Raw genomic sequence first — 13017 nt, 5'->3', positions numbered from 1 at the left:
AGACGGTACGGCGATGACGTCCCCGTACGGACTGCACGGCAGAGCCGCCCTGGTGACCGGCGGCACCCGCGGGATCGGGCGCGAGGTGGCCCGGCAACTGGCCGACGCCGGCGCGCTGGTGTGCGTCACGGCCCGGGACCGGGAGGAGGTCCGGCGCACCGCCGCCGAGCTCGGCGGCATCGGACTCGAGGGCAGCGTCGCCGACCCCGCGCATCACAGCGCCCTCGTGGACCTCGCCCTGCGCGAGTTCGGCCGGATCGACATCGTGGTCAACAACGCGGCAACGAATCAGCCGTACGGACCGCTCATGGACGTGGACCCCCGGGCGTGGCGCGAGGCCTTCACCGTCAACGTCGAGGCACCGCTGCGGCTGGTGCAGGCGGTGTGGCGCGGATGGATGCGGGAGCACGGCGGGTCGGTGGTCAACGTCTGCACGGAGGGCGCAGGTCACGTCGGCCCGAACGTCGGCGCGTACGGCACCAGCAAGGCGGCCCTGCTGCACCTGACCCAGCAGCTCGCGGGCGAGCTGGCGCCGCGGGTACGGGTCAACTCCGTCTCGCCCGGTCTGGTACGCACGGAGATGGCCAGGTTCGTGTGGGAGAAGGGGCCCGTCGGGCTGCCGCTGGGCCGCATCGGCGAGCCGGCGGACATCGCGCGGGCCGTGGTGTGGCTCGTGTCCGACGCGGCGGAGTGGATCACCGGGGCGGATCTGCTGGTGGACGGGGGCACACGGGTACGGGCGGCGCACCCGGGCGGGTACGCCGTCCACGACCGGCTGCGGTCGCACGCCCCGCCGGACTCCTGAGGGCGTCACGGGAAAAGGGCGATGCCCATGAGGACGATCAGACACACGAAGACGACGAACGCGATCATGCCCCAGCTCCAGGGGTGCCTGAGCGGGTCGGAGGCCCCACCGCGGGGCCGGTCCTCGGGGAGCTCGGGGTGGACCGGACGGTCGCTCGCGTAGAACTCCTCGTCGGTCGGGTAGTGGTTGCGCGGATCGTTGAAGGCGCGCGGATCGATGCTGTGTGGACGTGGCATGACAACTCCCGGCGGAGAATCCTCGCGGTCCGCGTTCCCCGCAGGAAGCGGCCCACACACGGGGCCGCCGCCGACGGTCAGGGCAGCCCGCTCACCACTTCCCGGGCGCGTAGTCCTTCAGGAAGACCCCGTACACGTCCTCGCCGTCCTCGCCGCGCACGATCGGGTCGTAGACGCGGGCCGCGCCGTCGACCAGGTCGAGGGGGGCGTGGAAGCCCTCCTCAGCGAGGCGGAGCTTGTCGAAGTGGGGGCGCTCGTCGGTGATCCAGCCCGTGTCGACCGAGGTCATCAGGATGCCGTCGGTCTGGAACATCTCCTGGGCGCTGGTTCGCGTGACCATGTTCATGGCGGCCTTGGCGGCATTGGTGTTGGGGTGGCCCGCGCCCTTGTAGCCGCGGCCGAAGACACCCTCCATCGCGGAGACGTTCACGACGTAGGCGCGTCCGCTGGCCGCCTTCTTCGCGGCGTCGGCCATGGCCGGGCGCAGCGCGCTGATCAGGATGAACGGGGACGTGTAGTTGCAGAGCTGGGTCTCCAGGAGCTCCACCGGGGAGATCTGGTCGATGGTCTGGACCCAGGTGTTGCTGTCCACGACGTCGGGGACGAGGCCGCCCGCGTCGATGGCGGTGCCGTCGAGGTGCCGGGCCACGCTGGCGTTGCCCGCGACCAGGGCGAGGTCGGCGACCTGCTGGGCGTCGAGGCCGGAGATCCCGGCGGGCAGGGAGGCGAGTCCGTCGACCGCGCCGGAGCCGAAGGCGCCGATGACGTGGTGGGCGGGGAGTTCACCGGCGGGCAGCGGGGCGCTCTCGCCGTCGACCAGGGCGGCGTAGGCGGAGGGCAGCCGGCGTACGGTCTGGGTCGCGTTGTTGACGAGGATGTCGAGCGGGCCCGCCTCGGCGACCTGCTCGGCGAGGGCCACGGCCTGCGCCGGGTCGCGCAGGTCGATGCCGACGACCTCCAGGCGGTGCAGCCAGTCCCCGGAGTCGTCCATGGCCTTGAAGCGGCGGATGGCGTCCTTCGGGAAACGGGTGGTGATCGTGGTGTGCGCGCCGTCGCGCAGCAGCCGCAGCGCGATGTACATGCCGATCTTGGCACGGCCGCCGGTGAGCAGGGCCCGCTTGCCGGTGAGGTCGGCGCGGGCGTCGCGCTTGTCGCGGTTCAGGCGGGCGCAGTCCGGACAGAGCTGGTGGTAGAAGTAGTCGACCTCGACGTACCGGGTCTTGCAGGTGTAGCAGGAGCGCGGGCGCTGGAGTATCCCCGCGATCCTGCCCTCCTCGGTCCGCGACGACGGCAGGATGCCCTCGGTCTCGTCGTCGATGCGCTGGGCCGAGCCGGTCGCCGTGGCCTCGGTGACCGCCTTGTCGTGGGCGGTCTTGGCGGCGCGGCGCTCCTGCCGGCGGCGCTGCTTGACGGTCCGGTAGATCCCGGCGGTGGCCCGGCGCACGGCGATCGCGTCGGGGTGGTCGACCTCCAGCTTGTCGAGCTCGTCGAGCACGCTGAGGCAGACGGCCAGCCGCTCCGGGTCGATGCCGGGGCCGAAGTCGCCCTCGCCACCGGGCTCGCGCACGACCTCGTCCATGGTCGTCGCCGAGCCGTCCTCTGTCACCGTCATCGCGCTGCCGCTTCCCTGGTCACCCGTGCGGCTGTGGCCGCGTCCGCTGGTCGAACGCGGAATTTTACTTCAGCGCGGGGCCCCGCCCGAAACCGGAAACGATCAAGAACCGCAGGCGACCAGCAGCTCCTTCACCTCCTCGGTCAGCGCTCGGGCCAGCAGGTCCAGGTCAGGCACCGCTTCCGCGTCGGCGACGAGGCCGTAGTGGACCTGTCCGCGGTAGGTCGAGACGGCGACCGCGAGGGACTGGCCACGGGCGAGCGGAGCGAAGGGATAGACCTCGGTGACCGGGTTGCCGCCGAGCTTCAGGCCGATGCCGGGCAGCGGGACGCTGGTGACGAGGATGTCGAACCACAGCCGGGCGCCCTGGCCGGCCAGGGGCCCGCCGAGCCGGTGGCCGAGAGCCGGGACGTGGTCGGCGAGCAGGGCGACCGCGCCCGCGCCCCGGTTCGGCCCGGCGTCCTTGTTGCGGTCCATGGCCGTGCGGACGGTGTCGAGGCGGCCCAGCGGGTCGGGGTCGTGCACCGGGAGCCTCATCAGGTACCCGGAGAGCCGGTTGCCCTGCGGGTGCGCGGTGCGCGGACGGCGTCTGGAGACGGGGATCAGGGCACGGGGGGCCACACCCTCGCTGCCGTCGCCGCGCTCGTCCAGCCAGCGGCGCAGGGCGCCCGCGACGACCGCGATCAGGACGTCGTTGACGGTGCCGCCCCGGCTCTTGCGGACGCGGTGCACGTCGTCGAGGTCGACGACGACCCCGGCGGTGCGGCGGGTGCCGCTCGGCTCGGAGGTGAGGGCGGCGCAGGGCTGCGCGCCCAGGGAGGACAGGGCGACGGAGGCGCCGATGTCGAGGGCGCGGCCCAGGTCGGAGACGGCACCCCGGACCAGCCCCGGCAGCTTGCGGACGTCCGGGAGCAGGCTCTTGGCGGGCTCCTCGGGGCGTGGCCGGCGGGTGGGCATCTCCATCGGGTCCAGGACGGCGGCGGCGAGCGTCAGTGCCCGCAGTCCGTCGGCCAGGGCGTGGTGGAACTTGAAGAGCACGGCGAAGGAGACCCCGTCCTCCCCCGGCAGGACGTGCGCCTCCCAGGGCGGGCGTTCGCGGTCCAGCGGCCGCTGCATGAGGCGGCCGGCCTCGGTGTGGAAGTCCGCGGTCGGGGCGTGCAGCAGGACGTGGCGGAGCGGGTCGAAGCCGGGGTCGGGGACGCGGGCGGCTCCCCCGAAGGCGTAGGGGAAGCCGAGCGGCCACACGTCCCGGATCCGCATCCGCAGTCCGGGGACGGCGGCGGCGCGGCCCGCGAGCAGGTCGGCCGCGTGGGCGCCGGCGGTGGGCGAGTGTGCCGAGAAGACGCCGAGCGCCCCCAGGTGCATCGGGTGCTCGGCGGACTCCATGTTCCAGAACGCCAGGTCGAGAGGGGCCAGCAGGTCAGAAGTCAATGGCTTGCCTCGCGTCGACAACGGGTGGACCAGCAGTCAATCGCCCTCCGGCGATTACGGTCAAGTACGATCAAGCTACGCTCAGTTAACAGCAGATTACGTCCCGCCCCTGGTGAAAGGGGCGGGACGCCTGGTGCGGATGGGCTCATCCGTGGCGGATCAACACCCTGTCGGAGTCGCCCGGGAGGCGTCACGGATGAGGGCCGCGTGTGCGGCCCGGACCCGCTCGGCATCCGGTTTCAGGATCGCGCGGTCGTAGGTGAGCAGTCCGTTCAGCTCGCCCTCGACGTCCGAGATCTGGGTGTAGACGGCTCCGTTGCCACCGCGGCAGGCCAGGGCCCGCACCTCGTCGAGTCTGGCCAGGTAGTCGTCGGTGTAGGTCGCCGGATCGACGTCGACGTACGACTGCTGGACCGACCAGGCGTGTCCGGGCACGGCCAGGCCGAGGCCGCCGTACTCGCCGCTGACCAGGGCACGTCTGCCGTCCGGACGGGGCGGCAGGGCGGGGCTGGGGTAGCCGTGCTCGTCCATGATGTCGCCGGCGTTCCCGTCGGCGCCCAGGTTGAGCCCCGACTGGTTGTTGACCAGGCGGGTCGGGTCCCAGGTTTTGGCCTGTTCGGCGACCCGGCCGACGTCGTACTGCCCCCAGCCCTCGTTGAAGGTCACCCACATGACGACCGACGGGCTGCTGATGTGTTCGTCGATCATCTGTTTCATCTCGCGCTCGTACTCCGCGCGAGAGGCCGGGCTCGGGTTCACTCCCGCGGTCATGGCGGGCATGTCCTGCCAGACCATCAGGCCCAGCCGGTCGGCCCAGTAGAACCAGCGGTCGGGTTCGACCTTGATGTGCTTGCGCACGGCGTTGAAGCCGAGCTGCTTGTGCACCCTCAGGTCGTACGCGAGGGCCTCGTCGGTGGGCGCGGTGTGCAGGCCGTCGGGCCAGAAGCCCTGGTCGAGAGTGGCCATCATGAAGACCGGCTCGCCGTTGAGGACCGTGCGCGGGGTGCCGTTCACGTTCTGGACGGCGATGGAACGCATCCCGAAGTAGCTGCCGACGCGGTCGGCGCCGACGGTCACCTTCAGGCCGTACAGGAAGGGGTCCTCGGGCGACCACAGGTGCGGGTCGGCGAGGGTCAGGGTGAGCGGCCCACCGGTCCGGCCGCGGGCCGTGGCGACCTTCCGCTTCCCGTCGTACGCCGTCGCCGTGACCGGTACGCCGTCGCGGACACCCCGCGCCTCGACCGTGAGCCGTCCGGTGGGGACGTCGGGGACCAGCTTGAGGGAGTCGACGTGGTCGCGGGCGACAGGCTCCATCCAGACGGTCTGCCAGATGCCGGAGGACGGGGTGTACCAGATGCCGCTCGGGTCCAGACGCTGCTTGCCGAGGGGCGGGTTCTCGCCGTCGGCCGCGTCGGTGGGGTCGTACACGCCAACGATCAGTTCCTGGGTGCGGCCCGGCTTCAGCGCGTCGGTGATGTCGGCACTGAACTTGTCGTAGCCGCCGGTGTGTTCGGCGACCCTGGTCCCGTTGACGTACACCTCGGAACGCCAGTCGACCGCGCCGAAGTTGAGCTTCAGGCGCTTGCCGGAGCCGATCTGCCAGTCGGCCGGGACGGTGAAGGTGCGGCGGTACCACATGCGGTCCTCGTGCCGTTCCAGACCGGAGAGCTGGGACTCGACCGGGTACGGGACGAGGATGCGCTCGGCCAGGTTCCGGCCCACGGGCGGCTGCTCACCGGCCTCGGCGGCGGCGAACTGCCAGCGCCCGTTGAGGTTCTGCCACTGGTCGCGGGTCAACTGCGGCCGCGGGTACTCGGGATGGGCGTTGCCCGGGCCCACGTCGTCCGCCCACTTCGTACGCAGCTCGTACGTCGAGCGGTTGGGGCCGCTGCTCCAGAACGCCTTGACAACGTTGCCGTCGGCGCCGGTGAGCCCGCCCTGACCGTCGTAGCGCAGATCGGCGGTGCCGCGGGCGGTGCCGGTCCTGTTGCCCACGACGGGTTCGGCTAGGTCGACCAGGAGCACGCGGGGGTCCCCCGGGTCCTGTTTCACCGCTCCCAAGGGCCACTTGGCGCCGCCGATCACCGCCTGGAGGTGGTCGGTGAGGCCGGCCGGGGGCGCGGCGAGCGGCTGGGCGAAGTCGAGCTTCAGGGTGCGACCGGTGCCGAGGACGGTGGTCGCGACCGGCCCGTCGTAGTCGTAACCCTCGGGGAGCCGGAACGCCGACTGCGGGACCGCCTCCTTGGTGCCGCCGGGCGGGAGCCAGCGCAGGTGGAGGTTGGAGCCGCCGTAGTGCTCGAAGTACTCGACCTTGATGTCGTAGGACTGTCCGGCGGTCAACTCGACGGGCTGCGCGGTCTGTTCGCGGTCCCAGTCGTCGACCCAGTGGTCGATGAGGAGCTGTCCGCCGAGCCACAGGCGGAAGCCGTTGTCGCCGATGACGGAGAAGGTGTGGGGGCCGGACGCGGTCGGGACGAGTCTGCCGGTCCAGCGGACGCTGACGTCGTCCGAGCGGCCGGTCGCGGCGGCGAGCCGGGGTTCGAGGTTGTCGAAGTCGAGGTTGGGGTCGAAGGTGGTGGCCTTGAGCTCGTGGAAGTCGAAGGCGCCGGGGGCGGACTGGGTCCAGTACTCGCCCTTGAGTCCGCGGGCCTGGACGGGGTCGTCGGCCAGGGCGGGTGCCGCGGTCAGGCCGGCGAGCCCGAGCAGGGCGGCGAACAGTAACGCCAGCCGGTCTCTGAGACGGGTGAGGTGCCTGCTGTGCACGGAAGCCTCCATAACAACGTTGTCATGGGCAGGAGTTGGCATGACAACACGGATTCCGCCCCGCCGTCCAGGGACATGACAAGTCTGTCTCCGCACGCCCTGGACGGGCCGCACGCGGACCATGGCCTGAAGAACCCTCCGCCGCCGGAAGAAGGAGACGGAGTTGCCGAAGGTTTCCCGCGACGGCCCCCCACGCCCCGGAAGACGCAGCCCCGCTGCGGGTACCGGAGCTGCGCCGGACCAGTGAGGTGATCGTGAAGAAGTTCGGGTCCCTGCGGGGCGGGGCGGACCCGGCCGGCGCCTAGGACACCAGCTGGCCCTTCCCGAGCGCGATCACCCCGCCCTTGGACACCGTGTACAGCTCCGCGTCCCGCTCCGGGTTCACGCCGATGGTGGCACCCGGCGGGACCTCGGTGTTCTTGTCGAGGACGGCACCGCGGACCACCGCGCCCCGGCCGATCTTGACGTTGTCGTGCAGGACCGAGCCCTGGACCACGGCCCCCGGGTCGACCAGGACGCCGGGTGAGAGCACGGACCGCGTGACCTGGCCGCGGATGAGGCAGCCCGCGCTGATGATGGACTCGCTGGCGATGCCGCCGGCGTTGAAGCGGGCCGGGGAGAGCTGGCCGGAGTGGGTGTAGATGGGCCACTGCCGGTTGTAGAGGTTGAAGGCGGGGCGCTCGGCGATCAGGTCCATGTGGGCGTCGTAGTAGGCGTCCAGGGTGCCGACGTCCCGCCAGTAGCCGCGGTCGCGGGTGGTCTCGCCGGGGACGTGGTTGGCGCTGAAGTCGTACAGCTGGGCCTCCCCGCGGTCGGTGAGCTGCGGGAGGATCGAGCCGCCCATGTCGTGCACCGAGCTCTCGTCCTCGGAGTCCCGCTGGAGCGCCTCGATGAGGGCCTTGGTGGTGAAGATGTAGTTGCCCATCGAGGCGAACACGGTCTCCGGGTCGTCCGCGAGCCCGGGCGGGTCGGCGGGCTTCTCCAGGAAACGCTCCACCGTGAGGCCGTCCGAGCCCGGGGAGATCACCCCGAAGGACGGGGACTCCGAGCGCGGGACGCGGATCCCGGCGACCGTGACCCCGGCTCCGGACTCGATGTGCTGCGCGAGCATCTGGCGCGGGTCCATGCGGTAGACGTGGTCGGCGCCGAACACCGCCACGTACTCGGGGCGTTCGTCGTAGATCAGGTTCAGGGACTGCAGGATCGCGTCCGCGCTGCCCAGGTACCAGCGCGGTCCGAGGCGCTGCTGGGCGGGCACCGGGGTGATGTAGTTGCCGAGCAGGCTCGACATCCGCCAGGTGGTGGTGATGTGCCGGTCCAGCGAGTGCGACTTGTACTGCGTGAGCACGCAGATGCGCAGGATGTCGCCGTTGACGAGGTTGGACAGGACGAAGTCGACCAGGCGATACGTTCCTCCGAAGGTGACCGCCGGTTTGGCGCGGTCCGTGGTCAGGGGCATCAGGCGTTTGCCCTCTCCACCCGCGAGTACGATGCCGAGCACCGAAGGTCCGCCACGACGCATGGCCGCTCCCCTCACCTGGTTTGTGACCGATGCCTGCCCTTGCCGGGGGCTCGCTACGCCTGTTTGACGATCTCCTCGTAGAGCCGGACCGTGCGCCGTGCGACCGCGTCCCAGCCGAACTCGCCCACCGCGCGCTCCCGGCCCGCCTCGCCCATCCGCCGTGCCGTGTCCGGATCGCCGATCACGGAGTCGAGTGCCCGCGCGAGGGCCGTCTCGAACGCGTCGTCCACGGTCACGAGAAGTCCGGTCCTGCCGTCGTCCACGACCTCCGGGATACCGCCCACCCGGGACGCCACCACGGGGGTCCCGCAGGCCATCGCCTCCAGGTTGACGATCCCGAGGGGTTCGTACACCGAGGGGCAGACGAACACGGCCGCATGGGTGAGCAGCTGGATCACCTCGGGGCGCGGCAGCATCTGCGGGATCCAGTGCACGCCCTCGCGGACCCGGCTCAGCTCCTCGAAGAGCTCACGGAACTCCCGGTCGATCTCCGGGGTGTCCGGAGCTCCCGCGCACAGGACGACCTGCGCCGACGGGTCGATGTCCCGGACCGCGCGCAGCAGGTGCGGCACACCCTTCTGGCGGGTGATGCGGCCGACGAACAGCACGAACGGCCGGTTCCGGTCCAGGCCGATCCGGTCCAGCACCTCGGTGCCGTGGTCGGGTCGGTACAGGGCGGTGTCGATGCCGTTGTGCACGATGTGGACCTTGGCCGGATCCAGTGCCGGGTAGCAGCCGAGGATGTCCTCGCGCATGGCTCCCGACACGGCGATCACCGCGTCGGCGGACTCGATCGCGGTGCGCTCGGCCCAGCTGGACAGCGCGTAACCGCCGCCGAGCTGCTCGGCCTTCCAGGGACGCAGGGGCTCCAGGGAGTGGGCGGTCATCACGTGCGGAATGCCGTGCAGCAGCTTGCCGAGGTGGCCGGCGAGGTTGGCGTACCAGGTGTGCGAGTGGACCAGCTCACGGCCTTCGAGGCCCGCGGCCATGGAGAGGTCCACGGAGAAGGTGCGCAGCGCGTCGTTGGCGGTGTCCAGCACGGGCCAGGGCCGGTGCCGGGCCACGCCTTCCGCGCGGCCCTCGCCCCAGCAGTGCACGTCCAGGTCGACGAGGGACCGCAACTCCCGGGCGAGGAACTCGACATGGACACCCGCACCGCCGTACACGTCCGGCGGGTACTCCCGGGTCAGCAGGCCCACTCGCACCCGGAACCCCCTGTCTTTGCGGCTGGTCGGCTTTCATGGTCACCCAGATGCGCCGCGCGGGGAAGAGCGCGGGGCTCGTGTGAAGCAACAGTCACCGCACACGCCACCCCCCGGCAACCGGTAGTACAGACAGCAGCTGCGGCGGCGGCCGGCGGCGTCGAGCGTTCCCGCGAGCAGGGGGTGGGCGAGGAGCTCCGACGCGAGGGCGTGGGCGCCGTGGTGGCCCAGCTGCCGGACGGCTCCCGCGAGCGCGGAGGCGGCGTTGCCCCACAGCAGTCCGGTGGCCAGCCGGTAGTCCGTGCGCAGCATCGCCGTCAGGGGTTCGAGATGGCCGTGCAGCACGACCCGGGCGATGGTCGCGGCGTCGGCCGGGAGCGGTGCCACCGCGTCCAGCCAAAGATCGTCGGGTGCGCTCGCGTCGGGGTCCCAGCGCAGCCGGTGGGGGTCCAGGTCGGGGAGGTGCCCGTACCGCGCGGCGCAGCCGAGTGCCACCGACCACAACCGGGCCGCCAGGCCCAGCTGGGCGATGGAGGCCGCGATCCGGGGTTCGGGGGCGCACAGGGCGCCGGAGACCTTCCGGACACGAAAAGTCAGGGCATTTCCGTAAACATCCGACGGCTGGTTCTCGTAGACTTGTGCGAGAGTCGGCAGCGCCGGGCTCGATGCCCCGACAGGGCCGCCGATCGTCCGTAGTACGAAGAAGGCGCCGAGCGGTCGCAGCGCCGCGAGATCCGGGTCGAGGTCCACGACCAGCAGTAGTACCAAGACCCCTAGGGGTGCCCTCCAGGGGGCCTCCCCTCCGTGTCACCCGCCCTGGGGAGGACACGGACCGTTTTGTACTCCATCGGCAGTAGGACCCATTGCCTGCTCAGGGACGACGACGGGAAGAACTTTTCCGGGCATCGTGTTGTTCATGGAAGACGACCGTTCGTCGCGCCGGGCAGCATGCCCCCGCCTCACGCAGAGGAGCAGCTCATGAGTGCCCTCGCGTTGTCCGTGCTCCTCTCCCTCGTCTCCGCCGTCGCCTACGCGGGCGGAGCGATCGTGCAGGAGCAGGTCGCGGTGTCGCACCCCGACGAGCAGTTCGCGCCGCTGCGCCGGGCGAGCTGGTGGGCGGCGGTCGCGTTGAACGGCCTGGGCGGACTCCTGCACGTGGTGGCGCTCGCCTACGGCCCGCTCAGCCTGGTCCAGCCGCTGGGCGCCCTGACGATCGTCTTCGCGCTGCCGATGGCCGCGCTGTTCGTCGGCCGCAGGGCCGGGGCCACCGCCTGGCGGGGCGCGATCATGGCGACGGTGGGTCTGGCCGGTCTGCTCTCCCTGGTGGGCGCCTCCGACGCGCATTCGCTCGGCACGGCCCAGCGGGTGTTCGCCGGGCTGGTGACGGCCCTTGCGGTGCTCGCGCTGATGATCGCGGGCCGGGCCGCGCACCGGCACCCGGTGGTGCGCAGCGTGCTGCTCGCGACCGCGTCCGGCATAGCGTTCGGCATGTCCTCGGTGTTCACCAAGACGGTCGCCGTCGACTGGAGCGGCGGGCTGTCGGCGGGGGACCTGCCCTCGCTGGCCGCGATCGGTGTCCTGGCCACCGCCGGACTGATGCTGTCCCAGGCCTCCTACCGCGGCGCCGGTCTCGCGGCCCCGCTGGCGACGCTGACGGTCGTGAACCCGGTGGTGGCGGCCGTGGTCGGCATCACGATGTTCGGCGAGACCTTCCGCTACGGCACCACGGGCACCGCGCTCGCCCTGAGCTGCGGTGTGGTGGCGGCGGGCGGCCTGATCCTGCTGACGACCGAGCGGATCCAGCGCACCCACGCCGAGCCGGCGGCGGCCGCGGACACCGGCGGCGGGAGCGTGCTGGTCGCGGCGCCTGCCGAGGAACCGGCCGACGCGCTGGTGCGCGAGGGCGTGCTCGTCGAGCAGATCGCCGCCCTGCGCGAGGAGCTGCTCGTGCCGGCTCCCGGCCTCACCGAGGAGCTGCTCGTGCCGGCTCCCGGCCTGCCCGAGGCGGCGTCCGCGGGCGGCTCGTCCGAGAAGCTGCCCGACCCGGGCGGCGAGCCCCCGGCGTACTACGGCCCCTTCTACGGCGCCGCCTACATCCCGATGCCGGTCCTGGACCGGCATCGGAGCCGGGTCACATCCTGATGCCGCCGGCCCGGAGATACGCCACCGGGTCGATGTCGCTGCCGAAACCGGGCCCCGTCCGCACCTCGAAGTGCAGATGCGGGCCTGTGCTGTTGCCGGTGGAGCCCGAACGGCCGATGCGCTGGCCCGCGCCCACGCTCTGCCCGGACTTGACGGAGATCGCGGACAGGTGGGCGTACTGCGTGTAGCGGCCGTCGGCGTGCCGGATCACCACCTGGTAGCCGAAGGAGCCGCCCCATCCGGAGGTGACGACCTTCCCGGCCGCGACCGCCTTCACGGAGGTCCCGGTGGGCACCGCGAAGTCGACGCCGGTGTGGTAGCCCTTCGACCAGGCGGAGCCCGCCTTGCGGTACGGGGTGCCGAGGGAGGCGTTGACGGGGGCGACCAGGCCGGTGTCCGCTGCCTTCTCGGTCTTCTTCCCGGTGTCGGAGGAGGTCTTCCTCGTCGAGGTCGAGGTGTGCTCGGTTGTGGTGGGCGTACCGGCGCCGGCCCGCAGCCTCAGCCGTTGCCCGGGCAGGATGAGGTCGGGATCGGCCCCGATGGTCTGCCGGTTGGCGGAGTACAGGCCCCGCCAGCCGCCCCGCACCTTGTGCGCGTCGGCGATCCCGGAGAGCGAGTCGCCCCGGACCACGGTGTACATCTCGGCGGACCCGGCCCGCGACTGCGGGGTGGTCTGCGGCTGGACGTCCCGTACGGAGGCCGTCTTCTTCGTGAGCGGCTGGACGTCCGGGGCGGAGCCGCCGCGGGGTCAGTCCGGCCCGAACCGAGCAGGTCGGCCAGGCGCCCGGTCCCTGTCCGTCCAGCACCTTCTCGGCGACGGCGATCTGCTGGTCCCTGGTGGCCAGATCCGCGCGCGCCGCGTACCGGGTGCCGCCGTACGCCTCCCAGGTGGACCGGGTGAACTGGAGCCCGCCGTAATAGCCGTTGCCGGTGTTGATGCTCCAGTTGCTGCTGGACTCGCACGCGGCGACCTTGTTCCAGGTGTCCACGTCGGCCGCCTGGGCCGTGCCGGTGCCGATGAGCGGGACCGCGATGCCGACGCCGCCCGCGGTGACGGTGAGCGAGGCGCGGTTGATCCTGTTCGGCTGATACCGGCGGTGCCGGCCTCGTACGGCCATGGAGGCCTCCCCCTAGACATGCGTCAGGCGCCAGGAGGGGCAAAAGTAAGCGCTGCGAACAGGCCATGACAAGACGGCAACCAGCCGCGTGGGGGCGCGCGCCGGGCCGGTGCGTCCGGCTGAACGCAACGAGGCGCCCGAACCGTATCCCTGGTGTGCGGTCAGGCCCCCGACGGGCCAGGATGA

At 71.7% G+C, this 13017-nt stretch carries 9 protein-coding genes and 1 pseudogene; 2 read left to right on the top strand and 8 right to left on the bottom strand.

Annotated features, from left to right (window positions below):
• Positions 1–13: 13 nt before the first annotated feature.
• Positions 14–805 carry an SDR family oxidoreductase gene (locus tag M2163_RS40350; RefSeq protein WP_280896493.1) on the top strand — a complete coding sequence of 264 codons (792 nt, stop codon included), beginning with the start codon at positions 14–16 and terminating at the stop codon, positions 803–805.
• Between the two features lie 5 nt (positions 806–810).
• Here M2163_RS40350 and M2163_RS40345 read toward each other — a convergent pair whose 3' ends face one another.
• The 7 genes from M2163_RS40345 to M2163_RS40315 form a co-directional block, all read right to left on the bottom strand.
• Positions 811–1041: a hypothetical protein gene (locus tag M2163_RS40345; RefSeq protein ID WP_280847923.1), complete on the bottom strand. Its 231-nt coding sequence runs from the start codon at positions 1039–1041 to the stop codon at positions 811–813.
• 91 nt (positions 1042–1132) lie between these two features.
• Positions 1133–2653: an SDR family NAD(P)-dependent oxidoreductase gene (locus M2163_RS40340; protein WP_280847924.1), complete on the bottom strand. Its 1521-nt coding sequence runs from the start codon at positions 2651–2653 to the stop codon at positions 1133–1135.
• Between the two features lie 102 nt (positions 2654–2755).
• On the bottom strand, positions 2756–4084 hold the full coding sequence (locus M2163_RS40335) for a wax ester/triacylglycerol synthase family O-acyltransferase (protein WP_280847925.1): 1329 nt from the start codon (positions 4082–4084) through the stop codon (positions 2756–2758).
• Positions 4085–4243: 159 nt separating this feature from the next.
• Positions 4244–6859 (bottom strand): PA14 domain-containing protein, encoded by a 2616-nt coding sequence (locus M2163_RS40330; RefSeq protein ID WP_280896492.1) that lies wholly within the window; start codon positions 6857–6859, stop codon positions 4244–4246.
• Between the two features lie 289 nt (positions 6860–7148).
• Entirely contained in the window at positions 7149–8369 is a 1221-nt protein-coding gene (gene glgC / locus M2163_RS40325; RefSeq protein ID WP_280847927.1) for a glucose-1-phosphate adenylyltransferase, read from the bottom strand.
• Positions 8370–8422: 53 nt separating this feature from the next.
• Positions 8423–9574 carry a glycogen synthase gene (gene glgA, locus M2163_RS40320; protein ID WP_280896491.1) on the bottom strand — a complete coding sequence of 384 codons (1152 nt, stop codon included), beginning with the start codon at positions 9572–9574 and terminating at the stop codon, positions 8423–8425.
• A 39-nt stretch (positions 9575–9613) separates the two neighbouring features.
• Positions 9614–10339 (bottom strand): (2Fe-2S)-binding protein, encoded by a 726-nt coding sequence (locus M2163_RS40315; protein ID WP_280896490.1) that lies wholly within the window; start codon positions 10337–10339, stop codon positions 9614–9616.
• 210 nt (positions 10340–10549) lie between these two features.
• Here M2163_RS40315 and M2163_RS40310 point away from each other — a divergent pair, with 210 nt between their 5' ends.
• Positions 10550–11713 carry a DMT family transporter gene (locus tag M2163_RS40310; RefSeq protein WP_280896489.1) on the top strand — a complete coding sequence of 388 codons (1164 nt, stop codon included), beginning with the start codon at positions 10550–10552 and terminating at the stop codon, positions 11711–11713.
• Here M2163_RS40310 and M2163_RS40305 read toward each other — a convergent pair.
• Positions 11703–12831, bottom strand: a pseudogene (locus tag M2163_RS40305) (transglycosylase family protein). The gene M2163_RS40310 and the pseudogene M2163_RS40305 sit on opposite strands and share 11 nt — an antisense overlap.
• Positions 12832–13017: the final 186 nt, after the last annotated feature.

The sequence above is a fragment of the Streptomyces sp. SAI-135 genome, assembly GCF_029893805.1.
Taxonomy (GTDB): domain Bacteria; phylum Actinomycetota; class Actinomycetes; order Streptomycetales; family Streptomycetaceae; genus Streptomyces.
The sequence above is the reverse complement of the archived record's forward strand: the minus strand, read 5'-3'. Positions and strand labels throughout refer to the sequence as shown.